Annotated in this window: 15 protein-coding genes; all 15 read left to right on the plus strand. The window is 68.5% G+C overall.

Annotated features, from left to right (window positions below; genetic code table 11):
* Window positions 1-209: 209 nt before the first annotated feature.
* The 15 genes from MRBLST15_RS13845 to MRBLST15_RS13915 all read left to right on the plus strand — a co-directional run bounded on the left by MRBLST15_RS13845 (window position 210) and on the right by MRBLST15_RS13915 (window position 24,207).
* Entirely contained in the window at window positions 210-9,047 is an 8,838-nt protein-coding gene (locus MRBLST15_RS13845; RefSeq protein ID WP_367786297.1) for an ESPR-type extended signal peptide-containing protein, read from the plus strand.
* A gap of 162 nt (window positions 9,048-9,209) precedes the next feature.
* Window positions 9,210-11,096, plus strand: coding sequence for a S8 family peptidase (locus MRBLST15_RS13850; protein ID WP_367786299.1), 1,887 nt, complete (start codon window positions 9,210-9,212; stop codon window positions 11,094-11,096).
* Window positions 11,097-11,231: 135 nt separating this feature from the next.
* Entirely contained in the window at window positions 11,232-12,953 is a 1,722-nt protein-coding gene (gene gspE, locus MRBLST15_RS13855; protein ID WP_100462854.1) for a type II secretion system ATPase GspE, read from the plus strand.
* A 24-nt stretch (window positions 12,954-12,977) separates the two neighbouring features.
* Entirely contained in the window at window positions 12,978-14,198 is a 1,221-nt protein-coding gene (xpsF, locus tag MRBLST15_RS13860; protein ID WP_265951514.1) for a type II secretion system protein XpsF, read from the plus strand.
* Window positions 14,199-14,247: 49 nt separating this feature from the next.
* Window positions 14,248-14,691 (plus strand): type II secretion system major pseudopilin GspG, encoded by a 444-nt coding sequence (gene gspG, locus MRBLST15_RS13865; protein WP_032951922.1) that lies wholly within the window; start codon window positions 14,248-14,250, stop codon window positions 14,689-14,691.
* Window positions 14,692-14,697: 6 nt separating this feature from the next.
* Window positions 14,698-15,192 (plus strand): type II secretion system protein XpsH, encoded by a 495-nt coding sequence (xpsH, locus tag MRBLST15_RS13870; RefSeq protein ID WP_025876706.1) that lies wholly within the window; start codon window positions 14,698-14,700, stop codon window positions 15,190-15,192.
* The gene (xpsI, locus tag MRBLST15_RS13875; RefSeq protein WP_265951515.1) at window positions 15,189-15,608 is read left to right on the plus strand and encodes a type II secretion system protein XpsI; all 420 of its coding nucleotides are present in this window, start codon (window positions 15,189-15,191) and stop codon (window positions 15,606-15,608) included. Before xpsH ends, xpsI begins: the two co-directional genes overlap by 4 nt.
* Window positions 15,605-16,237 carry a type II secretion system protein J gene (locus MRBLST15_RS13880; RefSeq protein ID WP_265951516.1) on the plus strand — a complete coding sequence of 211 codons (633 nt, stop codon included), beginning with the start codon at window positions 15,605-15,607 and terminating at the stop codon, window positions 16,235-16,237. Before xpsI ends, MRBLST15_RS13880 begins: the two co-directional genes overlap by 4 nt.
* Entirely contained in the window at window positions 16,234-17,097 is an 864-nt protein-coding gene (locus MRBLST15_RS13885) for a general secretion pathway protein GspK (protein WP_367786302.1), read from the plus strand. The genes MRBLST15_RS13880 and MRBLST15_RS13885 overlap by 4 nt, the downstream gene beginning before the upstream one ends.
* Window positions 17,094-18,263: a PilN domain-containing protein gene (locus MRBLST15_RS13890; RefSeq protein WP_367786304.1), complete on the plus strand. Its 1,170-nt coding sequence runs from the start codon at window positions 17,094-17,096 to the stop codon at window positions 18,261-18,263. Before MRBLST15_RS13885 ends, MRBLST15_RS13890 begins: the two co-directional genes overlap by 4 nt.
* Complete coding sequence (gene gspM, locus MRBLST15_RS13895; protein ID WP_367786306.1) at window positions 18,238-18,957, plus strand: type II secretion system protein GspM; 720 nt, start codon at window positions 18,238-18,240, stop codon at window positions 18,955-18,957. Before MRBLST15_RS13890 ends, gspM begins: the two co-directional genes overlap by 26 nt.
* On the plus strand, window positions 18,947-19,735 hold the full coding sequence (locus MRBLST15_RS13900; RefSeq protein WP_367786308.1) for a hypothetical protein: 789 nt from the start codon (window positions 18,947-18,949) through the stop codon (window positions 19,733-19,735). The genes gspM and MRBLST15_RS13900 overlap by 11 nt, the downstream gene beginning before the upstream one ends.
* A gap of 9 nt (window positions 19,736-19,744) precedes the next feature.
* On the plus strand, window positions 19,745-21,955 hold the full coding sequence (gene gspD, locus MRBLST15_RS13905) for a type II secretion system secretin GspD (protein ID WP_367786310.1): 2,211 nt from the start codon (window positions 19,745-19,747) through the stop codon (window positions 21,953-21,955).
* 561 nt (window positions 21,956-22,516) lie between these two features.
* A complete protein-coding gene (locus MRBLST15_RS13910) occupies window positions 22,517-23,371 on the plus strand; it encodes a glycosyltransferase family 2 protein (protein ID WP_367786312.1) in 855 nt (284 codons plus the stop codon).
* Entirely contained in the window at window positions 23,368-24,207 is an 840-nt protein-coding gene (locus tag MRBLST15_RS13915) for a glycosyltransferase family 2 protein (protein ID WP_265951523.1), read from the plus strand. The genes MRBLST15_RS13910 and MRBLST15_RS13915 overlap by 4 nt, the downstream gene beginning before the upstream one ends.
* The last annotated feature ends 68 nt before the right edge of the window (window positions 24,208-24,275 follow it).

The raw sequence follows: 24,275 nt of genomic DNA on the forward strand, positions 1-24,275 counted from the left end.
AAAGATGCCGTTAACACTTGACGCCCGTTTCAAATCTGTTCATCCCGCAGTAACCGCACGGCGCATGCGCTCGGTTTTCTGTCCCTGCGCGCCGTTCGGCAATACCCCGCAGTAAATCACGCGAATAACGCCCCCAGGGGACGTTGAACCACGAAGGTTCGGCGGTGGCGTTGCTTTGCCCAAAACCAGTCCAATCAGGAGCCGTACCGATGAATCGGATTTATCGCAAGGTCTGGAACAAAGCATTGGGTCAGTTGGTGGTGGCCTCGGAACTGGCCTCTTCCAGCTCATCAGGCGCGGTCGTCGACCAGCGCCGCAGTGCGACGGATGCCGCGCCGGCACGACTGGCCGCAGCGTTGGCCTTGGCAATGGGATTGGGCATGACCGGCATCGCTTCGGCGCAGTCGGTCGAGATTGGCGGCAGCGCGAACTGCGTGGTGCTCAACAGCAAAGTGGTGGACAAGTGCGCGGTCGATGGCACTGCCAGCGCCAAGGGCAGCAACGCGGTGGCGATCGGTGCCGGTACCAGTGCCACCGGCGCCAACAGCGTGGCGCTGGGCGCAGGTTCCAAGGCCGCGCGCGCCAACACCGTCTCTGTCGGTGATGCCGGCAAGGAACGGCAGGTGACCAACGTCGCCGCCGGTACCGCCGCCACCGATGCAGTGAACAAGGCCCAGCTGGATGCACAGGCACGCGCCACGCAGGCTGCACTTGCGCAGGCGGCGGCCGAGGGCAGCCGTTATTTCAAGGCCGATGGCGCGGGTGACGACAGCGACGCGGCGAAGATCGATGGCGATGGCGCGATTGCCGTGGGCAGTGGCAGCCAGTCGCTGGCCAACGCCACCACTGCGGTCGGCACCCAGGCGATTGCTGCGGGCGTCGGTGCCAGCGCCTTCGGCCAGAACGCGCTCGCCTTCGGTGATGCCAGCGTGGTGGTCGGGCAGAGCGCGGCCGCATTCGGCCTTGGTGACACAGCGGTTGGCGCGAGCGCCGTGGCCGCCAGCGAGAACGGCGCAGCCACTGCATTGGGCGCGCTGTCCGAAGCCAGCGCCGATGGCGCGACGGCAGTGGGTGCAGGCGCGGTGGCGATGGGCCCCGGCAGCACTTCGCTGGGCCGCGGCGCGACTGCTGCCAACGAAGCGTCGATTGCCGTCGGTGCGTTCAGCACGGCGGTGGGCGAGTACAGCGCCGCACTGGGCTCCAATTCGGCCGCCGTGGCTACCGGCAGCGTGGCGCTTGGCGCCGGCTCGCTGGCCGATCGCGTGGATACCGTGTCGGTGGGTGCGGTCGACTACGGCCTGACCCGGCAGATCACCAGTGTTGCCGCAGGTACCGAAGATACCGACGCGGTCAACGTCGGCCAGTTGAAGGACGTGGCGGCAGTAGCCGATACGACCGCAAAGCGTTTCCAGGCCACCGGCAGCAGCAACAGCGATGCCGGTGCATTGGCCGAGGGAGATGACGCACTCGCCGCTGGCGAAGCCGCCAATGCGATCGGCAACGGCACGACCGCCGTCGGTGCAGGTGCAACCGCTGTCGCGCAGAACGCCACGGCGGTCGGCAACAACGCGCTGGCGTCGGGCCAGAACAGTGCGGCCTTCGGCAACAACGCGCAGGCAGTCGGTCCGGGCAGCGTCGCCGTCGGCGGTGCTGCGGTGGATGCCGATGGCAATCCGCTGATCACCAGTGGTGGCGTGCCGGTAGAGACCGGCGCCACCAGCGCCGGAGTCGGTGGTACTGCTGTCGGCGCCAGCGCCGATGCCGGCGGTTTCGCCGCCTCGGCGTACGGCGTGGGTGCCTATGCGGCAGGTGCGCAGTCGTCGGCGTTCGGCGCGGTCTCCAATGCCATCGGCGATTACTCCACGGCCGTCGGTACGCAGAGCAACGCTACCGGCACCAGCAGCGTGGCCATTGGTGGCCCGGCCGATCTGATCCCGGGCCTGGGCTTCTTCGTGCAGACCCAGGCCAGTGGTGAAGCGGCCACGGCGGTCGGTGCCGGTGCGATCGCCAGCGGCGACCATGCCGTGGCCAATGGCAGCCTGACCGAAGCCTCCGGTACCGAATCGGTCGCCGTGGGCTACTTCGCCTATGCACCGGGTGAGAACGCCAGCGCGCTGGGTGCGCAGACCTGGGCCAGTGGTGCACAGAGCACGGCTGTCGGTTACTACGCCACCGCGCGCGGTGAGAACAGCGTTGCCCTCGGTGCGAATTCCGAAGCAGTACGCGCCAACAGCGTAGCGGTCGGCAGTGCCGGCAATGAGCGCCAGATCACCAGCGTGGCCGCGGGTACCCAGGACACCGACGCCGTCAATCTCGGCCAGTTGAAGAACCTCGCCGGTGTGGCCAATGCCACGGCCAAACACTTCCAGGCGACCGGCAGCCGCAACAGTGACGCCGGTGCGCTCGCAGAGGGGGACGATGCCCTGGCAGCCGGCGAAGCGGCCAGCGCGCTGGGCAACGGCACCACCGCCCTTGGTGCAGGTGCCGTTGCCGTTGCGCAGGGTGCCAGTGCCGTCGGCAGCAACGCTTTGGCCTCGGGTCAGGGCAGCGCTGCGTTCGGCACTGCAGCCACTGCCAGTGGCAGCAACGCCACCGCACTGGGGACGCAGAGCAGCGCAACCGGCGCTGGCAGTGTCGCCATCGGTGGACCCGCCGACATCGTCCCGGGCATGGGACTGTTCGTGCAGACCCGGGCCAGCGGCGTTTCCTCGACCGCCGTCGGCGGCGGCGCCGTCGCCAGCGGAGATCGCTCGCTCGCCAACGGCAGCTTTACCGAAGCAGCAGGCGCAGAGTCCGTTGCACTGGGCTACTTCGCCTACGCGGCCAGTGACAGCGCCACCGCGCTGGGCGCGCAGACCTGGGCCGTTGGCAAGGACAGCACCGCAATTGGCTATTACGCCACCGCTGGCGCCGAAAACAGCGTGGCGCTTGGCGCCTACTCCGGCTCCAACCGCGCCAATACCGTTGCGGTCGGCACCAATGGCAACGAGCGCCAGATCGTCAGCGTCGCTGCCGGTACCCAGGCCACCGATGCGGTGAACAAGGCCCAGCTCGATGCCGTGGCCAACACCGCCGACAGCACCGCACGCTTCTTCCAGGCGCAGCCGGAAAGCGGCAGCGATGCCGGTGCCCATGCAGAAGGTGAGGGGGCGGTCGCGGCGGGTTCGGCCAGCAACGCCATCGGTGCCGGCGCGGTGGCACAAGGTGCAGGCGCTGCGGCCATCGGCGCCGACAGCGTGGCACTGGGCCGCAATACCCTCGCCGACGGTGACGGTGCAGTAGCCGTGGGCGGCCTGGGCCAGGCGTACGACGAATACAACCAGCCCTTGCTGGATGACCAGGGCAACCCGGTGCAGGTCGGCACCACCGCGTCGGCCGGTTCAACCGCCGTCGGCAACGCCGCGCAGGCGACCGGTGCCAGCAGCAGCGCTTTCGGCAATGCAGCACAGGCCACCGGCGACAACAGCTTCGCGGCAGGCGGCAAGTCGCGCGCTACCGGCAGCTATGCCGTCGCCATCGGTGACAGCGCCTTTGCCAAGTCCGACGACAGCACCGCCGTGGGTGGTTACAGCACCGCCAGCGAAGAAGGTGCCACTGCCTTTGGTGCCGGTGCCTGGGCTACCGGCCGCAATGCCTCGGCGTTCGGTCCGGCGGCATGGGCCAGTGCCAACGGCGCGACCTCCATCGGCTACAACAGCTGGGCCAACGGCACCAGTTCCACCGCCGTCGGCCGCGGCGCCTTCAGCTACGGCGACAACAGCGTTGCGCTGGGCTTCCAGGCGCTGGGCAACAGCATCAACAGCATCGCCATCGGCACCAACACGGTGGCTGGCGGTGAAAGCGCGATCGCCCTCGGCGCGGGCAGCACGGCCAGTGGCAACAACGCGGTTGCGCTGGGCGCCGGTTCGGTGGCCAGCCGTGACCGCAGCGTGTCGGTGGGCAGCGCCGGCAACGAGCGGCAGATCACTAGTGTGGCGGCCGGTACCCAGGCTACCGATGCGGTGAACAAGTCGCAGCTCGATGCGGTTGCAGCCAGTGCGGCGACCACCAGCAAGTACTTCCAGGCCAGTGGCAGCGCCGACAGCGATGCCGGCGCCTACGTGGAAGGTGACAACGCGCTGGCCGCCGGTGAATCGGCCAACGCCATCGGCAATGGTGCAACCGCGCTGGGCAGTGGCGCCAATGCGCTGGCCAGCAATGCACAGGCCATCGGCTTCAATGCCCTGGCCACTGCAGCCAATGCCAGCGCCATCGGTGCCAATGCACAGGCGACCGGCGAATACGCCACCGCACACGGTGCCGAGAGCGAAGCCAGCGGCGAGCAGAGTGCCGCCTTCGGTGCGGCCTCGGTGGCCAGCGGCGCCGGCAGCACCGCCACCGGCGTGTTGTCCGAGGCCAGCGGCGAAGAAGCCGTGGCGGTGGGCTACTTCAGCAATGCCAGCGGTGAGGCCGCCACGGCGGTCGGCAGTGAAAGCGTGGCCAGCGGCACCGCGTCGGCGGCGTTCGGCATCGGCGCCGAAGCGACCGGCGGCTACAGCACGGCCATCGGTGGTTATGCCAACGCATCGGCATTCAACGCCACTGCCTTCGGCAACTTCGCCAACGCCTCCGGCTCCAACAGCGTGGCGCTCGGCGGCGATTCGGAAGCATCCGGTGCCTACAGCACCGCCACCGGCCAGGGCAGCCTGGCTACCGGCACCAATGCCGTGGCCGTCGGTGGTTCGTTGTTCGGCCTGCTGGCGACCGAAGCATCCGGCGACTACTCCACCGCGGTCGGTGGCGGCGCCTATGCGCCGGGCACCAACAGCACCGCGCTGGGCAATGCGGCGGAATCGCGCGGTGCCAACAGCGTGGCGCTGGGTGCCGATTCGATTGCCGACCGCGACAACACCGTGTCGGTCGGTGGTGGCGGCAACACGCGCCAGATCACCAACGTGGCAGCGGGTACCCAGGGTACCGATGCAGTGAACAAGGATCAGCTGGACGCAGTGGCCGCCGAAGGGGCCAAGACCAGCAAGTACTTCCAGGCCAGTGGCAGTGCCGACAGCGATGCCGGTGCCTACGTGGAAGGCGACAGCGCGCTGGCTGCCGGTGAAGCGGCCAATGCGATCGGCACCGGCGCCACCGCACTTGGCAGTGGTGCAACGGCGGTAGCAGCGAACGCCACGGCGGTGGGCTTCAACAGCCTGGCCAGCGGCGGCAATGCGGCTGCAGTGGGCAACAACGCGCAGGCGACCGGTGAAGACAGCGCTGCCCTGGGCAGCGGCGCGGTGGCCAGCGAAACCAGCACCACCGCGACCGGTGCAGGCGCGCAGGCGACGGCGGTGTACAGCACCGCCAACGGTGCCGAAGCGGTCGCCAGCGGTGCGCAGTCGCTGGCCAGTGGCTTCCGTTCGGCAGCCTCTGCAGACGGCACCACGGCGGTGGGCGGCTACAGCGAAGCCAGCGGTCGCCTCGGCTCGGCGCTGGGCTATGGCACCGTGGCCAGCGGTGCCAACAGCACCGCTGCCGGTGTGTTCGCTGCGGCGTCGGGCGCCAGCTCGGTGGCCATGGGCGATTCCAGCGAAGCCAGCGGCGATGAGAGCGTGGCCATCGGTGGCAGCACCTTCTTCGGCCTGGTGCCGTCGCGTGCCAGTGGCTACGGCGCAGCGGCGTTCGGCGCCGGTGCCTGGGCCACCGACGACTACGCCACTGCCATCGGCTGGAACTCGTGGGCCGATGGTGCCGAGTCGACTGCGCTCGGTGCCAGCGCTACCGCCAACGGCGCCAACAGCGTGGCCCTGGGCGCAGGCTCCAAGGCCGACCGTGACAACACGGTGGCCGTCGGCAGTGCCGGCAGCGAACGCCAGGTGACGCACGTCGCCGCGGGCACCGAAGGCACCGATGCGGTCAACAAGAACCAGCTCGATGCCGTCGCTGCCACGGCGGACAAGACCAGCAAGTACTTCCAGGCCAGCGGCAGCGCCGACAGCGATGCCGGTGCCTACGTGGAAGGCGACAACGCACTGGCTGCCGGTGAAGCGGCCAATGCGATCGGCAACGGCGCCACCGCGCTCGGCAGTGGCGCCACGGCCGTGGCCGCGAACGCGACCGCCGTCGGCTTCAACACGCTGGCGACGGGCAGCAATGCGGCCGCGGTGGGCAGCAACGCACAGGCCACCGGCGAAGACAGCGCCGCACTCGGCAACAGCGCGGTGGCCAGTGGCATCAGCGCTACTGCCACCGGCACCGCAGCACAGGCCAGCGGCGTCTACAGCACGGCCAACGGTGCGGAGGCTGTCGCCAGCGGTGCGCAATCGCTGGCCAGTGGTTTCCGCAGTGCAGCCTCGGCCGATGGCACCACCGCCATCGGTGGCTACAGCGAAGCCAGCGGACGCCTCGGCACCGCGCTGGGTTACGGCTCGGCCGCGACCGGTGCCAACACCACGGCTGTCGGCTTCGGTGCAGCAGCAGCAGGCAGCGGTGCGGTCGCCGTCGGTCAATCCAGCGAAGCCAGTGGCGCAGAGAGTGTTGCCATCGGTGGCAGCACCTTCTTTGGCCTGATCCCGTCGCGTGCCAGCGGTACCGGTGCAGCGGCCTTCGGTGCCGGTGCCTGGGCCACCGACGACTACGCCACCGCAATTGGCTGGAATGCGTGGGCCGATGCGGCTGACAGCACCGCTCTGGGTGCCAGCGCGACGGCCAGCGCTGCCAACAGCGTCGCGCTCGGTGCGGGTTCGAAGGCGGACCGTGCCAACACGGTGGCCGTCGGCAGCGCAGGCAACGAACGCCAAGTCGCCCACGTTGCCGCCGGCACCGAGACCACCGATGCGGTGAACAAGGGCCAGCTGGATGCCGTGGCCAGTGTCGCCGACAAGACCAGCAAGCACTTCCAGGCCAGCGGCAGTGCCGACAGCGATGCCGGGGCGTACGTCGAAGGTGACAACGCGCTGGCCGCGGGTGAAGCGGCCAATGCGATCGGCAACGGCGCCAGCGCGCTCGGCAGCGGTGCCACCGCGGTCGCGGCCAACGCCACTGCGGTGGGCTTCAATGCGCTGGCCAGCGGCGCCAACGGCGCGGCGCTGGGCAACGCGGCACAGGCCACCGGCGTGGACAGCGTGGCGCTGGGCAGTGGTGCCGCCGCCAGCGAGCTCGGCGCCAGTGCCACAGGCGCCGGTGCACAGGCCAAGGGTGCCTACAGCACCGCCAGCGGCGCGCAGTCCACCGCCAGCGGCACGCAGTCGCAGGCCAGTGGCTTCCGTGCCACCGCAACGGCGGACGGCGCTTCGGCGATCGGTGCCTACGCCGAGGCCAGTGGCCGTCTCGGTACCGCGGTGGGCTATGGCGCCAAGGCCGTGGGCGGTAACGGAACGGCCCTCGGTGTCAGCGCCCAGGCTAACGGGGCCAATAGCGTCGCCTTGGGTGGCGGCTCGGTCGCCGACCGTGCCTACACCGTGTCGGTGGGCAACGTCGGCTTGAACCGGCAGATCACCAACGTCGCCAACGGCACCGAGTGGGACGATGCCGTCAATCGCGGGCAGCTGGATGTGGTCGCCTATACAGCCAACACCACCAACCGCTACTTCCGTGGTAACGGCAGTGGAACCGCGAGCGCAGTGGGCACTGATTCGGTGGCGATGGGTTCGACTGCCACTGCCGTCGGCGCACGCAGCATCGCGTTGGGCAGCAACGCCACGGTGCCCGCCAGCGGTGCGATTGCCATGGGTGCCAACGCCGGTGCGACCGGCGTCAACTCGGTGGCTCTGGGTACGGGCGCGACCGCCCTGGAGGCCAACGTGGTGTCGGTCGGTGGCGGCAACGGCACAAACGGCCCGGCCCGGCGCCGTATCGTCAACGTCGCCGATGGCCGCATCGCCGCCGGCAGCAGCGATGCCGTGACCGGTTCACAGCTCAACGTCACCAACCAGCGCGTGGGTGCGGTGGAAACCCGGGTCGGTGATTTCGACTCGCGCATCGCCACCGTTGAAACCAGCGCGGCCAGTTCGGTCGGCTACGACGACGCCAGTCGTGACCGCCTGACGCTTGGCGGGATCCAGGGCACCACCATCGACAACGTCGGCGCCGGCAGCATCGCTTCCGGCAGCCGCCAGGCGATCAACGGTGGGCAGCTGTTCCAGTCGCTCAGCGATGCCGCCAGCTTCCTCGGCGGCGGTGCCAGTGTCGGCATGCAGGGAGTGTTCGTTGCGCCGAACTATGTGATCCAGGGCTCCACCTACAGCAACGTCGGCGACGCGCTGGGCGCACTGGACCGCAAGGTCAGCGAGATCGATCGTCGCACCGCCAGCGGCACGCGTTCCGGCGCGGCCAGCCTGCGTTCGATGGCCGCTCCGCTGGACGCAGATGCGGCCGGCGCGGCCATGGCTTCGGCTACCGATGCGAGCCTGGCTGACAGCGGATCGGCAACGGCCCGTGTGCAGGGCACACCGACCGCAGCCAGCGCAGGCAATGCACAGCCGGCACTGGTCGCAGGCGGTGGGGTCAACGCCGTCGCAATGGGTGATGGGGCTGTCGCCAGTGGTGCATCGTCCACTGCTGTCGGCCAGGGCGCGAGTGCAACGGCGGCCAATGCGGTGGCACTGGGCCAGGGCTCGGTTGCCGATCGCGCCAACACCGTCTCGGTCGGCAGCGAGGGCAACGAACGCCAGGTCACCAACGTGGCCGCCGGTACCACTGCAACCGATGCGGTCAACAAGGGCCAGCTGGATCGTGGCATCACCACCGCCAACAGCTACACCGACAGCCGCGTGCAGGCGGTCAGCGACAGCTTCGATGTGTTCAAGGGCGAAGTGGATGGACGCCTGCGCCACATGGATCGCCGCATCGACCGCCAGGGCGCGATGAGCTCGGCGATGCTCAACATGGCCACCAGCGCCGCAGGCATCCGTACCCAGAACCGGGTCGGCGTCGGCATCGGTTTCCAGGGCGGCGAGTCGGCCATGTCGCTGGGCTACCAGCGTGCAATCAGTGATCGCGCCACGGTCACCATCGGTGGTGCCTTCAGCAGTGATGACAGCTCGGTCGGCGTTGGTGCCGGCTTCGGCTGGTAAGTGCGCAACAACGTGCCGGTGGGCAACTCCATCGGCACGTCGAGCAGTGAGCGCCAAAGGGGCGTGGCACGGCAACCCTGGTGGGCCAGCCAGGGCAGTCGCAGGGAGTGATGGCCGTAGTGAGCTCCGTCCGTGCAACGGGCGGAGAAGGAAAGCTCAACCATGACCTTGAAGAGGATTTCGAACGTGACCAAGAAGCAGACCCTTCGCATCAATGTGCTGGCCGCCGCCGTGCTGTCGTTGACTGTCGGCGTCGGTGCGGCGCATGCGGCCAAGCCGGGCGTGGCCAAGGAACCGGCACGCGTGGCCAGCACTGCCCAGCAGAGCGTGGACGGCATCATCGTGAAGTACCGCAACGGCACTGCTGCCGCCAGCGATCGTTCGACCAAGCTGTCGGTCGTGCAGTCGGCGTTGTCGCGCGCCATCGTCAGCAGCGGCACCACCAGCCGTGCTGCGGCACTGTCTCCGCTGGTGGAGCGCAAGCTCGGTGCCGGTGGCGACCTGATCCGCCTGAAGTCCAAGCTGGGCTCGGCCGACATGCAGAAGGTGCTGGCTGAACTGAATGCCGATCCGTCGGTGCAGTACGCGGTGGCCAACGTGCGCCTGCAGCGTTCGGACCTGCGTGCCACCAACGCGCAGCCGGCACTGGTGCCCAACGACCCCAACTACGCGCAGTACCAGTGGAACTTCTTCAATGCCACCGGTGGTGTGAACGCCCCGGCCGCGTGGGATCTCTCGCAGGGCGAGGGCATCGTGGTCGCCGTGCTCGATACCGGCATCCTGCCGGGCGTGCCGGACTTCGGCAGCAACCTGCTGGAAGGCTACGATTTCATCAGTGACAAGGAATCCTCGCGCCGCCCGAACGACGGCCGCGCGCCCGGCGCCACCGACTACGGTGACTGGGTGGAAACGGCCAACGAGTGCTACACCGGCTCCGAACCGGAAGGCAGTTCCTGGCACGGCACGCACGTTGCCGGCACCATTGCCGAAGTGACCAACAATGGCAGCGCGCTGGCGGGCCTGGCCTACAAGGCCAAGGTGCTGCCGGTGCGCGTGCTGGGCAAGTGCGGTGGCACCCTGGCCGACATCAGTGACGCCATCACCTGGGCCTCCGGTGGTACCGTGCCGGGCATTCCGGCCAACACCAACCCGGCCGAGATCATCAACATGAGCCTGGGCGGTGGCGGTGCTTGTGATGCCGCGTACCAGGATGCGATCAACGGTGCGGTCTCGCGGGGCACTCTGGTGGTGGTCGCCGCCGGCAATGAAACCGACAACGCCTCCAAGTACCGTCCGGCCAGCTGCAACAACGTGGTGGCGGTGGGTGCGACCCGTGTCACCGGTGGCATCACCTATTACTCCAACTACGGTACCGCGGTCGACCTGTCGGCCCCCGGCGGTGGCGGCAGCGTCGACGGCAACCCGAACGGCTACATCTGGCAGGTCGGCTCCAGTTCGGAAACCACCCCGGACGCCGGTGAGTGGGTGCTGATGGGCAAGGGCGGCACGTCGATGTCCTCGCCGCACGTTGCCGCCGTGGCTGCCATGGTGCAGAGCGCGTTGATCGCCAAGGGCAAGGAGCCGCTGGCCCCGGCCGCATTGGAAACACTGCTGAAGCAGAGCGCCCGCAAGTTCCCGGTGACCATCCCGGCGGCCACCCCGATCGGCACCGGCATCCTCGATGCCAAGGCCGCGCTGGATGCCGCGCTGAAGGAGCCGTGCACCGAGAACTGCGAGCCGGAAGGCATTCCGCTGACCAACAAGGTGACCGTGGGTGGGCTGACCGGTGCGGCCGCCAGTGAAACCGTCTACACCTTCGAAGCGGCGGCCGGCAAGACGCTGAGCGTGCTGACCTACGGCGGCAGCGGCAACGTGTCGGTGTATCTGGCGCAGGGCCGCGTGCCCACCGCGACCGACAACGATGCCAAGTCGACCCGTCCGGGCAATACCGAAACCGTGCGCGTAGCCAAGCCGGTGGCCGGTACCTACTACATCAAGGTGGTGGGTGAGGCCGCTTACAGCGGGGTGAGCATTCTGGCGACCCAGTAATAACCGACTGTCGTAAATGAATAAGCGCGGCCCGTCACCTGTGTGACGGGCTTCGTCTTTTTACGAAAGAAGAATCGGAGAGGGTGGAAACCACGGCTTAACTGCTAAAGTCGGGACGATCGACAGGAGAGTCACGTGAACGCGCTCGCTGCCACCGCCATCGACGACACTGAAGGCCGCATCCTCGATGCGCTGCTGGCACGTGGTCGGCTCAAGGAAGGAGATCTGGCGCGCGCGCGGCCGCTGCATGCCGAGGCCGGTGGCAGCCTGCTCGGCCTGCTGGTACGGCTTGGGCTGGTGTCCGAACGTGACCAGGCGCAGGCCAGCGCCGATGTGCTGGGCCTGCCGCTGCTGGAAGGACGGCAGCTGCCTGAATCGCCGCCGCAGGCGCTGGCCGAGGGCCTGCCGCTGTCGCTGCGCTTCCTCAAGCAGTTCCACGTATGCCCGCTGGCGCTGGATGAACACGGCGTGCAGCTGTGGCTGGCCGACGCCCACGATCCTTACCCGCAGCAGGCCGTGCAGTTGGCACTGGGTGTGCCGGTCACACCGCTGCTGGGCATGCGCGCGGAGATCGATGACCTGGTCGAGCGCTGGTTCGGCCAAGGCCGCAGTGCGATGGGCGCGATCGTGGAAACCGCCGATGGCGAAGGCGGCGCAGTGGACGATATCGAGCACCTGCGCGATCTCGCCTCGGAAGCGCCGGTGATCCGCCTGGTCAACCTGGTGATCCAGCGCGCAGTCGAACTGCGCGCCTCGGACATCCACGTCGAACCTTTCGAGAACCGGCTGAAAGTGCGTTACCGCGTCGATGGCGTGCTGGTCGAAGGCGAGAGCCCGCCGGCCAACCTGACCGCCGCGGTGATCAGCCGCATCAAGATCATGGCCCGGCTCAACATCGCCGAGCGCCGCCTGCCGCAGGACGGCCGCATCATGCTGCGCGTGCAGGGCAAGGAGCTGGACCTGCGTGTCAGCACGGTACCCACCGCGCACGGCGAAAGCGTGGTGATGCGCCTGCTTGATCGCGAGACGGTGGTGTTCGATTTCCACCGGCTGGGCTTCACCGATGCCTTCCTGCCGCAGTTCCGCAAGGTGCTTGAACAGCCGCACGGTATCCTGCTGGTGACCGGCCCCACCGGTTCGGGCAAGACCACCACGCTGTACACCGCGCTGAGCCAGCTCAACACCGCCGACGTCAAGATCATCACCGTTGAAGATCCGGTCGAGTACCAGATCGAAGGCATCAACCAGATCCAGGCCAAGCCCCAGATCGGGCTGGATTTCGCCAATGCGCTGCGCAGCATCGTGCGCCAGGATCCGGACATCATCATGATCGGCGAAATGCGCGACCTGGAAACCGCGCGCATCGCGATCCAGTCGGCGTTGACCGGTCACCTGGTGCTGTCCACGCTGCATACCAACAATGCGGCAGGCGGCATCACCCGCCTGCTCGACATGGGCGTGGAAGACTATCTGCTCACCTCCACCATCAACGGCATCCTGGCCCAGCGCCTGGTGCGCCGTCTGGAGCCGACCCACGCCGAGCGCTACGAAGCCTCGCCGGAAGAGATCGAGCGCTTCGACCTGCGTCGCCTGCAGCCGCAGGGAACGATCCACCTGTATCGGCCGAAGCCGTCGGCACTCGCGCCGACCGGCTACCTGGGGCGCACCACCATCATGGAATTCCTGGTGATGAACGACGCGCTGCGGCGTGCGGTGATGCGTCGCGATGGCATGGGCGAGATCGAACGCATCGCCCGTGAAGCCGGCATGCGCACCATGTACGAGGACGGCCTGAGCAAGGCCCTGAGCGGGCAGACGACCCTCGAGGAAGTCCTGCGCGTGACCGAGGAAGGCTGATGCGCGCAGGACGCAGGGGCTGACATGCCGAACTATCGCTACAAGGCGCTCAATACGCACGGCGAGATCTTCGACGGACAGATGGAAGCGGCCAGCGAGGCCGAGCTGGTCGCGCGCCTGCAGGACCAGGGCCATCTGCCGATGGAAACGCGGCTGGCCGACGGTGGTGCGGTTGGTGGCAGCAGCCTGCGCGGCCTGTTCCGCCAGCGTCCGCTGCAGGGCGCGGCATTGCTGCAGTTCACCCAGCAGCTGGCGACGCTGCTCGGTGCCGGGCAGCCACTGGACCGCGCGCTGTCGATCCTGCTCAGCCTGCCCGAAGACGAGCGCTCGCGCCGTGCGATCACCGACATCCGCGACGTGGTGCGCGGTGGCGCGCCGCTGTCGACTGCGCTGGAACGCCAGCACGGCCTGTTTTCGCGCCTGTACGTGAACATGGTGCGCGCCGGTGAAGCCGGTGGCAGCCTGCACGATACCCTGCAGCGCCTGGCCGATTACCTCGAGCGCAGCCGTGCGCTGCAGGGCAAGGTGATCAACGCGCTGGTGTACCCGGCGATCCTGCTGGTGGTGGTGGGCGGCGCACTGCTGTTCCTGCTGGGCTATGTGGTGCCGCAGTTCGCGCAGATGTACGAAAGCCTGGACGTGGCGTTGCCGTGGTTCACCAACCTGGTGCTGCAGCTGGGCCTTTTCGTGCGTGACTGGTGGGTGCTGCTGCTGGTGGTGCCGGGCGTGCTGCTGTTGTTGTTCGAACGCAAGGCGCGGCAGCCCGCGTTCCGTCTGGCGCTGGATGGCTGGCTGCTGCAGCGCCGCGGCATCGGCCGCCTGCTGGGCGAACTGGAAACCGCGCGGCTGGCGCGCACCCTGGGGACATTGCTGCGCAATGGCGTGCCGCTGCTGGCGGCGCTGGGCATCGCCCGCAACGTACTCGGCAACCGCGCGCTGGCGGCCGATCTGGAAACCGCCGCCGACGAGGTCAAGAACGGCACCGGCCTGTCGCTGGCGCTGTCGCGTGGCAAGCGCTTTCCCCGGCTGGCGCTGCAGATGATCCAGGTCGGCGAGGAGTCCGGCGCGCTCGATACCATGCTGCTGAAAGCGGCTGATACTTTCGAACAGGACAGTGCCCGCCGCATCGACCGCCTGCTGGCGGCGATGGTGCCGGCGATCACCCTGGTGCTGGCCTCGGTGGTCGGTGCGGTGATCGTGGCCGTGCTGGTGCCGTTGTACGACCTCACCAACGCCATCGGCTGACGATGGCCTCCTTCGCAACCCCGACATCCCGTACCTGAAAGGACCGACCATGATTGCTTCCCGTCGACCGATCCGCCTTTCCTTCACTGCCGCACGCCACCAGTCGGGCATGAGCCTGCTGGAGATCATCATCGTCATCGTGCTGATCGGCGCGGTGCTGACCCTGGTCGCCAGCCGCGTGCTCGGCGGCGCCGATCGTGGCAAGGCCAACATCGCCAAGGCGCAGGTACAGACCGTGGCCTCCAAGGTCGACAACTACCAGATCGACACCGGCAAGCTGCCCGCCTCGCTCAACGACCTGGTGACCGCACCGGCCGGCGTTGGTGGCTGGCTGGGCCCGTATGCCAAGCCCGCCGACCTCAACGACCCGTGGGGCCACGCGCTGGAGTACCGCGCACCGGGCGAAGGCCAGGCGTATGAACTGATCAGCCTGGGCAAGGACGGCAAGGCCGGCGGCAGCAGCGTCGACGCTGACATCCGCTACCAGCCGTAAGCACGCATGCTGCTTTTCCTGCCGCGCCGGGTGTCCCGCCCGCGCCTGCACGGCAGGCGCGCAGCGGGCCTGTCGCTGCTGGAAATGCTGCTGGTGATCGCGTTGATCGCGGCCATCGGCCTGATCACCGCCGCTGGCATGTCGCGCGGCTTTGCCGGCATGCAGCTGCGCAGTGCCGGCAAGGACATCGCCAACCAGCTGCGCATGGTGCGCGCGCAGGCGATTGCCCGCGGTGAGCCGCAGCGCTTCGTGATCGAACCGGCACAGCATCGTTGGCAGGGCGCCAGCCAGCGCCACGGCGAAGTACCGGCCAAGCTGAAGGTGCAGTTCGAGGGTGCCGCGCAGCTGGCCACCGCGCCCGGCCAGGGCGTGATCGAATTCCATCCCGACGGCGGCTCCAGCGGCGGCCGCATCCGCCTGCAGCTGGAGAGCGCCGAGTGGCGCATCGATGTGGGCTGGTTGACCGGTGAAGTCCGTTCCGGACCGTGGCGGGCGCAATGAGGTCGCGCGCCCGTGGCTTCACCCTGCTTGAAGTGATCGTTGCCTTCGCACTGCTTGGGTTGGCACTCACGCTGTTGCTGGGCAGCCTGTCCGGTGGCGCGCGCCAGGTGCGTGATGCCGAGCTGCGCACGCGCGCGGTGCTGCACGCGCAATCATTGTTGGCCGCCGCTGGCGTGGAAGCGCCACTGCAGGTCGGCAGCCAACAGGGCGAGTGGGAACAGGGACGCTATCACTGGCAGCTGCAGGTGCAGCCCTGGACCGAGCCGCGCAGTGGTGCGCTGCCCGCTGCGCAGTCGCCGGGTACTCCTTGGCTGGCGGAACTGCAGCTGCAGGTGCGCTGGGGCGACAGCGAGCGCGAGCAGTTGCGCTGGCGCAGCCTGCGCCTGTTGCCGCCGGCCCTGGAGAATGCGCGATGAGGCGCCGCGCGCGGGGCTTCACCCTGATCGAAGTCATGCTGGCCACGGTGCTGCTGGCCGGCGGCCTGGCGTTGGCGTTCGCCAGCGTGCGCTCGGCAATGGCGATCAGCCAGCGCGGTGAGCAGATTGCCGCGCAGAGCGAACGCATGCGCGCAGTGCAGGCCCTGTTGCGGCGCCAGCTCGCCAGCGCCCTGCGCAGCCCGCTGGAAGTGCCCGATCCCACCCGCGAACCGGTGTTTTTCCAGGGCGACGATCAGGGCATGACGTTCGTCGCGGACCTGCCGGGCTATCTCGGTCGCGGCGGCCCTTACCTGCATGCGCTGCAGGTGGATGGTGCTGCGGGCCATCGCCGGTTGCTGCTGGAGCTGGTGCTGCTGCAGGAAGGCGAGCGCATCGAAGAGAACCCGCCACGCCCGCCCGAAGTACTGGCGGAGGACTTGAAGGATGTACGGCTGCGCTATCGCGGTGTCGACGCCAGCAACGGACAGATGACCGACTGGTTGCCCCGTTGGGATGACACCCGGCGCCTGCCGTTGCTGGTGGAAGTGCAGATCGTGCCAAGCAGGGGCACGCCGTGGCCGCCGCTGGTGGTGGCACTGCGCGCCGGCGGCAGCGGAGGCGCGCGATGAAGCGTCCGCATGGTGCCGCGCTGGTCCTGGTGCTATGGCTGATCGCGCTGATGACCGCGCTGGTCGGCGCCTTTGCGCTCAGCGCACGGGTCGAACACCTGCAGCAGCGGGTGCTCGGTGATGATGCACGCGGCCAGGAGCGCGCGCGCGCGGGGCTGGAATACGCGCTGCTGCGGCTGCAGCCAGACCCGCAGCGTCCGCCGTGGCAGGCCGACGGCCGCGCCTATCGCTGGCAGTTCGACGACGCCCGCATCCAGATCCGGGTGCTGGACGAGAACGGCAAGATCAACCTCAACCTGGCAGATGCAGCGCTGCTGTCCGCATTCATGCAGGCACTGGGCGAGCCGGCTGAAACCGCCAGGCAGTTGGCCGGCGCGATCATCGACTGGCGCGACGAAGACAGCCTGCTGCAGCCGGGTGGCGGTGCCGAGGCACCGGAGTACGCTGCCGCAGGCCTGCCCTATGGCCCGCGCAACAAGCGCTTTGAAACCCTGGGCGAACTGCAGCGGGTGCTGGGAATGCGCGGGTCGCTGTACGCCGCGATGCTGCCGCACCTGACGCTCTACAGCCGGCAGGCGCGCCCGGATCCACGCTTCGCCAGTGGCCCGGTGTTGACGGCAATGGGCCTGGATGCGGAACAACTGCTGGCGCAACGCGCCCAGCAGGAGCGTGACGGAGATAACGCTGCAGGTGCATCGGCGCTTGCCAGCGGCAGTGGCACCTATAGTATCGAGTCCCGCGCCACTGACGGCAGCGGACGCCTGTCGGTGCTGCAGGCGGTGGTGCGCAACGGATCGGGCGGGGTGCCCGGCCGGACCTACACAGTGCTTCGCTGGGAGCAGGGAATGGCAGCAAGATGACGGCTTGGCAGGACAGTCTGCGGCAGGTGCAGGGCCAGATCGGCCCCGGTGCCGGCCGTTTCCTGCGCTGGTGGCGGCAGTCGTTGCTGGCCTGGGTGCCGATGCGCTGGCAATGGGCGCTGGGCTGGTCGCAGACCCGCCTGCTGCTGCAGTGCGAAGACGGGCAGCTGCAGGTCTGGCGCGAAACCGGTGACGGCCTCGAGCCCGTGGCCCGTCTTCCGTGGCCGCTGCAACCCGCGGACCTGGACCGCGTGCTTGAGCCGCGCCTGCGCAGCCTGCCAAGGGTGTGGCTGCTGCCTGCCGGGCAGGTCCTGCGGCGCACGCTGCGTCTGCCCGCCGCGGCCGGAGATCGCCTGCGTGCGGTGGTCGGCTACGAGATCGACCGGCAGACACCGTTCGAAGCCAGCCAGGTCAGCTATGACATCCGTGAGCTGGGCAGTGCCGGTGAAGGCCTGCTGCAGGTGGAGCTGGTGGCCTGGCCGCTGCGTCAGCTCGATGACTGGCGCGCGCAGATCGGCGACTGGGCAGATGCGTTGGCCGGTGTCGATGCGATCGATGCACAGGGCCGCGCGCTGCAGGTCAACCTGCTGCCGCCCGCGCAGCGTCAGCAGCGGCCGGACCCGATGCGGCGCTGGAACCTGCTGCTCGCCGCAGCGGCGCTGGTGATGCTGGTGCTGGCGGCGATGCAGCTGCTGGACAATCGCCGCGCCGCCGTCGATGCACTGCGCGAAGAGGTCGAGCGCAGTGCCCGCAGCGCGCGTGGCGTCGCCAGCGAACGCAGCCAGCTGCAGGCGTTGCTGGACGGCGCGGCGTTCCTGGAAACACAACGCAACCAGCGCGCCAGTACCGTTGAAGTGTGGAACGAGCTGACCCGACGCCTGCCCGATGGCACCTACCTGGAAAAACTGGCGATCGAGAACAACAGCCTGCAGCTGATCGGCCTCAGCAGCGAAGCATCGCAACTGGTTCCGCTGCTGCAGGACGCGCCGCAATGGCGCAAGGTCAACCTCACCGGCGTGCTGCAGGCCGACGGTGCCGCCAGTGGCCGCGACCGCTTCACCCTGACCGCCGAGCTGCAGCCCTTGCCTTCGGCCGCACCTGCGCGCGCAACCGCCCCGACTGCAACCACGGAGGCGGCCCATGCCGATGCCAAGCGCACGCCGTGACCGCTGGCTGGCACTGGCACTGCTGTTGGCAGTGCTGGGCCTTGCCTACCTGCTGCTGGTGCATCCGTGGTTCACCCAGCCGCTGCGTGCGATCGACGCCGATGCTGCTGCCCTGCGCGAACGCCAGCAGCGCGTACAGGCACAGCTGCAGCAGCAGCCGCAGATCGAACAGCGGTTGCGCGCGACCCGCGACGCCCTGCAGCAGCGCCCGGGGTTCCTGCAGGAAGCCACCGCCGAGGCCGCTGCGGCCGCGCTCGGCGCACGCCTGCAGGATGCGGTGGCGATGGCCAGCCCGGGCAACCGCAGCTGCACCATCAGCAACCGCACGCCATTGAGCGACAACCGTCGCGATGCTGCGTTCGTCCGCGTGGCCATGCAGGTGCGCCTGCGCTGTGGCGTGGCCGAACTGGCCACCGTGCTGCACAGCCTTGAGACCGGCAGCCCGCGCCTGTTCGTGGACAACCTCAACCTGATCGCACAGCGCTTCCAGCAATCGCCGAACGAATCCGGCCTCGGTCTGGACTTGTCCTTCGAGCTGGCCGGCTACCTGTTGCCAGGTGCGGCTGCCGATCCCGCCACAGCGCCCGTGGCCACGCCGCCTGCAGCGGCGCCGGTGGTGTCGCCGCCGGCACCTGTGCCGGCACCGGCTGAGCAGCCTGCGGCCGATGCGCAGGAGGTGGCCGATGAAGCTTGAGCAGATCAACCTGCGCACCGGCCTGTTGCTGGCGCTGGCCGGATGGGCGGCGGCGACCTGGCTGGCCACCGGCTTCGGTCTTGGCAGCCAGCTGCCCACGGCCAGCACAGAGAGTGATGCCCAGGCTGCGCTGCCGGCACTGCCTGTGCTGGCGCCCGAACGCATGGCCGGCGCAGACAGCTACAGCGTGATCAGCGAACGGCCCCTGTTCGCCGAAGACCGCAAGCCACGTCCGTATCTGCTGGGGGGCAGCGAGGCCGCCGCCAGTCCCGCGCTGCGCCTGACCGGCGTGCTGCTCACCCGCGATTTCAGCATGGCCACCTTCACCACCGAGCAGGGCCGGTCGCTGCGCCTGCGCCTCAATGGCGATGCCGTCGATGGCTGGCAACTGGTCGCCTTGGAACCACGCCAGGCCACGGTGATCGGCTCCAGTGGCAGCCAGGTGCTGGAGCTGGCCGTGTTCAATGGCCAGGGCGGTGAGGCGCCGACGGTCCTGCGCGGGGCCAATGGCGCACCGCCTGTGCCCGGCGCGGTGGTTCCGCCGCCGCTGCCACAGCCGGCGCCCAGCCAGACCCAGCCCAACCCACGTGCCACCGATGGCAACGTGGCTCCCGCGTCGCCTGCACCGGCCGCGGCCGCCGCGCCACCTGCCAACACCAACGGTCCCAGCGAAGCGCAGATGCAGGCCATCCGCGAACGCATCCAGGCCCGCCGCCGTCAGCTGCAGCAACAGCAGCAACAACCGTCGCCGCCCCCGGGCGATGGCACCAACCGATAGAGTGAATGCATGAATCTGCGTTTTCTTCCCTGGTCCCTTGCCCTGACGCTGCTGGTCGGCTGCAGCACCGTGTCGGCCCCGCATGTGCAACGCAACGGCAACCTGCAGCCATCGGCCAGCGCCGGTCAGGCTGCCGTCGATGCGCAGACCGACGGGGCCGATCAGGTCCAAGGCGCGCCGCAGGCGGTGATCCGTCGTGGCACCGGCACCATGATCAACCGCGAGGCCGCGCGCAAGCCGTCGCCTGCGCTGCACGCGGCCAGTTCCGGTGAAGCCACCTTCAACTTCGAGGGCGAGTCGGTACACGCGGTGGTCAAGGCCATCCTCGGTGACATGCTCGGCCAGAACTACGTGATTGCCCCGGGGGTGCAGGGCACGGTGACGCTGGCCACGCCCAAGCCGGTGTCGCCGGCACAGGCGCTGAACCTGCTGGAGATGGTGCTGGGTTGGAACAACGCCCGCATGGTCTACAGCGGTGGCCGCTACAACATCGTCGCCGCCGACCAGGCACTGGCCGGGACCGTGGCGCCGAGCACTGCGCCCGCATCCAGTGCACGCGGCTTTGAAGTGCGCGTGGTGCCGCTGCAGTTCATCTCCGCCACCGAGATGAAGAAGGTGCTGGAGCCCTATGCGCGGCCCAATGCCATCGTCAACGTCGACAGCGGCCGCAACGTGATCACCCTGGGCGGCACCCGTGCCGAACTCGAGAACTATCTGCATACCGTCGAGATCTTCGACGTCGACTGGCTCTCGGGGATGTCGGTGGGTGTGTTCCCGATCCAGTCCGGCAAGGCCGAGCAGGTCGCGGCCGATCTGGAGAAGGTGTTCGGCGAAGAGAGCAAGACGCCCAGCGCCGGCATGTTCCGTTTCCTGCCGCTGGAAAACGCCAACGCCGTGCTGGTGATCACCCCGCAGGTGCGCTACCTGGACCAGATCCAGCAGTGGCTGGACCGCATCGATACCGCCGGTGGCAGCGCGCGCCTGTTCTCGCATGAGCTGCGTTACATCAAGGCCCGCGATCTGGCAGAACGCCTCAGCGAAGCCTTTGCGAGCAGCGGCAACCGTAGCGGCGCCGGCTCGGCATCGCTGGCACCAGGCGCCATTCCGTCGCAGCTGGGCAGCGATGGCGACCGCGGCATGGATGCCAACAACGGCAGCAGCTTCAACAACCAGGTCGGCGGCGGCAGCAGCAGTGGCGGCGGCAGCTCCGGTTCCCTGAACCTGCCGCAGCGCCAGTCGGGCAACGTCAGCATCAGCCTGGAAGTGGAAGGCGATCGTGTCGGCGTGTCGGCGGTGGAGGAAACCAACACGCTGCTGGTGCGTTCGACGCCGCAGGCCTGGCGCTCGATCCGCGAAGTGATCGAGAAGCTGGACGTGATGCCGCTGCAGGTGCATATCGAAGCGCAGGTGGCCGAAGTCGGCCTGACCGGCGACCTGAAGTACGGCGTGAACTGGTACTTCGACAACGCGGTGGCAGGGCGCGCGCTGACTGGTGCGCTGTCCGGGTTGTCACTGCCGGCGATGGCCGGCGGTTCCTGGAACACCTTCGCTGGTGCCGTGACCGGCACCGATGGCGCCAACTGGGCATTCACGGGGCATAACGGCGCCGCCGTGGTCAGCGCACTGGACAAGGTCACCGACGTGCGCCTGCTGCAGACGCCCTCGGTGTTCGTGCGCAACAACGCCGAGGCCACGCTGAACGTCGGCGACAAGGTGCCGATCAACACCACCACGGTCAACACCGGCATCGGCACCAGCAGCTACAGCTCGGTGCAGTACATCGACACCGGCGTGATCCTGAAAGTGCGCCCGCGCGTTACCCGCGACGGAACGGTGTTCCTGGATATCGTGCAGGAGATCAGCAGCGCCTCGGACGTGCCGGAGAACTGCAATCCGCAGGAGCGTAACTGCAACCCGCGCATCTCCACCAAGAAGCTGTCGACGGAAGCTGCGGTGCAGAGCGGGGACACCATCATGCTGGCCGGCCTGATCACCGATTCGGCCACTGACGGCAGCAGCGGCATTCCCGGCCTGAGCCGGATTCCGGTGCTGGGCGCGCTGTTCGGCCAGAAGAGCCGCACCAGCCGTCGTTCGGAAGTGATCGTGCTGCTGACCCCGACCATCGTCCGCAACGGCCAGGAAGCCCGCACTCTGACCGACGAATACAGCCAGCGCTTCCGCGCGATGGAGCCACTGAACCAGCCGCGCTCGAAGAAGTAAGGGGGTTCGGCCGGGCTGCGCCCGGCACCTGCCGAAGCATTCAAGCAACGGCAACAGCAACAGCAACAGCGGGCATTTCGTGGGATGGCGGGGCGGTGTGGGCAGGCAGGACACGCCGTAAACCCATCCATGGGGGCTCGATGGCGCCATCCATGGCGCCAACGGTCCTGCCAGCCCACACCGCCCCGCCTCTGACAGATTCCGATGGCTGTGGGTAGGTGTCGACCTTGGTCGACACATCTGTCAGATATCGAAATGAATCTGGGATCAGATCCATTTTCCTGCGGAAAACGGATCTGAACCCAAGAGCCATTCCAACAGTTCGCGGAAAACTGTCGAAGGCGGGGTGGGTCCGGTTGCGGGGGTGTCCGCGGCATGGATGCCGCGGCCAAGCCCCCAGGGATGGGTTTACGGCGTCCCCCGCCACCGGACCCACCCCGCCATCCCGCAGGAAACCCGCTTCGGCTGTTGCCGTTGCTGCGGCCTCTGCGGGTGCCGGGTGCAACCCGGCCGACACCCACCCGATGCTACGCTGTGGCCACCGACAACCACGGAGGCGGGATGGGGGCGATCGTGTTGTTGCCGCTCGGCGTGGACGACGCGGTGCTTGACCGTTGCCTGGCCGCGCTCGATGCCGGTACCGCAGCGGGCACATCGATCTGGCTGGGCGATGACGCGCAGGCCGGGCCACGTGCACAGGCGGTGGTCGAACACTGGCTGGCGCATACGCCGCTGCAGGCCGAATACACCCGACGCGCCAGGCCACTCGGCGAGGTCGCCCACCTGGACGAAATGCTGCGTGCCTGCGATGGCCTGGACGTTGCGGTGCTGGCCCCGGACAGCGTGCCTGCACCGGGATGGCTGCAGCAGTTGCAGGCCACGTTCGCTCGTGACGCCGCCATCGCCACCGCCACGCCGTGGTGCAACGTGGGCGAAACCGCTGCCTGGCCGCGGTTGGGCGAGCTCAACCCCGAACCGGGCGACCCGGCGCTGCTGGCCCACGTCTGCGCCGCACTGCCGACGCTGCATCCTGAACTCCCTTCGGCGGTCACCCACGCCGTGCTGGTGCGCGCCAACGCACGGCGCCGCGCCGGTGGCCTGGATGCAGAAAGCTACCTGGGCTGGAACGCGGCGCTGGTCGATCTGAGCCTGCGCATGGCCGGTCTCGGCTGGCGCAACGTGTTGTGCGAAAACGCCTTCGTCAGCCGTGGCAGTGAAGCGCCCAGCCGCGATGGCGATCTGGAGGCACTGGCCGCGCGCTGGCCGGGCTGGGTGCCGCGGCTGGCTGACTTCCTGATGCACGACCCGCTGCATGCGTTGCGTCAGGATCTGCAGCACAACCTGCAGCAGGCGATAATGCCGCGCGGGCAGGGCGACCTGTTCGTCTCGCCATCACCGCTGGAGCCGCCTGTTTGAATGCCGCCATTGCCGCCATCGTCGTCACCTACCAGAGTGGCAGCACCATCGATGCCTGCCTGTCGCGACTGCGCCAGGCGCAGGACGTGGCCGAGATCCGGGTCATCGACAATGGTTCGCTGGATGACACCCTGGAAGTCATACAGCGCCATGCCAGCCACGATCCGCGCGTGCGTTTCATCGCCAACCCGGACAATCCCGGTTTCGCCGCGGCCAACAACCAGGGCGTTGCCGATTCACGCAGCCCGTGGCTGGCCTTCATCAATCCCGACCTGATGGTCGAGGTCGATACCCTCGCCGCACTGCGTGACCGTGCCAATGCGGTGGGTGACAGTCTGCTGGGCGTGGAGCAGGTGGACGAACACGGGCTGGCCGACGACGCGGTACGGCGTCGCGATCCTGACTTCCTTGCCATGCTGCGCTCGCCCGGTCGGGGCGCGCGGTTGGCCATTGCCCGCGACCCGGCGCAGCCGCTGCAGCAGGTGCCGGCGCTGTCCGGTGCCCTGCTGCTGATGCAGCGCGCCTTGTTCGATCGCATCGGTGGCTGGGATGCCGGCTACCGGTTGCATGCCGAAGACCTGGACCTGTGCCGACGTGTGCGCGAGGCCGGTGGCGTGGTCGCCATCGCCAACGACCTGAAGGTCACCCACGTGCGCGGGGTGTCCAGCCGTTCGCGCCCGTTCTTCGTGGAATGGCACAAGCATCGCGGGCTGTGGCGTTACTTCAGTAAATTCGAAGCGTCGCAGCGGTCGTTGCCGGTGCGGGTGGCAGTGTGGGGCGCGATCTGGGCCCATGCCGTGGTGCAGGTGCCGCGGTTGCTGCGCAGGTCGCTGTAACGCGCAGCCACAGGATCATCCACGCATGGCGTGGCTCCACTGGCGGCGCCCCCGGTTCACCCGAACGG

Origin of the sequence: Stenotrophomonas sp. LST15-1-1.1 (genome assembly GCF_040815575.1) — a bacterium.
GTDB classification, from domain to species: Bacteria; Pseudomonadota; Gammaproteobacteria; order Xanthomonadales; family Xanthomonadaceae; genus Stenotrophomonas; species Stenotrophomonas lactitubi_B.

What these genes read in the sequence shown, in the direction of transcription:
- MRBLST15_RS13845 (WP_367786297.1), top strand. Translation starts at nt 210, where the DNA reads ATGAATCGGATTTATCGCAAGGTCTGGAACAAAGCATTGGGTCAGTTG.
- MRBLST15_RS13850 (WP_367786299.1), top strand. Translation starts at nt 9,210, where the DNA reads ATGACCTTGAAGAGGATTTCGAACGTGACCAAGAAGCAGACCCTTCGC.
- xpsF (WP_265951514.1), top strand. Translation starts at nt 12,978, where the DNA reads ATGCCGAACTATCGCTACAAGGCGCTCAATACGCACGGCGAGATCTTC.
- gspG (WP_032951922.1), top strand. Translation starts at nt 14,248, where the DNA reads ATGATTGCTTCCCGTCGACCGATCCGCCTTTCCTTCACTGCCGCACGC.
- xpsH (WP_025876706.1), top strand. Translation starts at nt 14,698, where the DNA reads ATGCTGCTTTTCCTGCCGCGCCGGGTGTCCCGCCCGCGCCTGCACGGC.
- xpsI (WP_265951515.1), top strand. Translation starts at nt 15,189, where the DNA reads ATGAGGTCGCGCGCCCGTGGCTTCACCCTGCTTGAAGTGATCGTTGCC.
- MRBLST15_RS13880 (WP_265951516.1), top strand. Translation starts at nt 15,605, where the DNA reads ATGAGGCGCCGCGCGCGGGGCTTCACCCTGATCGAAGTCATGCTGGCC.
- MRBLST15_RS13885 (WP_367786302.1), top strand. Translation starts at nt 16,234, where the DNA reads ATGAAGCGTCCGCATGGTGCCGCGCTGGTCCTGGTGCTATGGCTGATC.
- MRBLST15_RS13890 (WP_367786304.1), top strand. Translation starts at nt 17,094, where the DNA reads ATGACGGCTTGGCAGGACAGTCTGCGGCAGGTGCAGGGCCAGATCGGC.
- gspM (WP_367786306.1), top strand. Translation starts at nt 18,238, where the DNA reads ATGCCGATGCCAAGCGCACGCCGTGACCGCTGGCTGGCACTGGCACTG.
- MRBLST15_RS13900 (WP_367786308.1), top strand. Translation starts at nt 18,947, where the DNA reads ATGAAGCTTGAGCAGATCAACCTGCGCACCGGCCTGTTGCTGGCGCTG.
- gspD (WP_367786310.1), top strand. Translation starts at nt 19,745, where the DNA reads ATGAATCTGCGTTTTCTTCCCTGGTCCCTTGCCCTGACGCTGCTGGTC.
- MRBLST15_RS13910 (WP_367786312.1), top strand. Translation starts at nt 22,517, where the DNA reads ATGGGGGCGATCGTGTTGTTGCCGCTCGGCGTGGACGACGCGGTGCTT.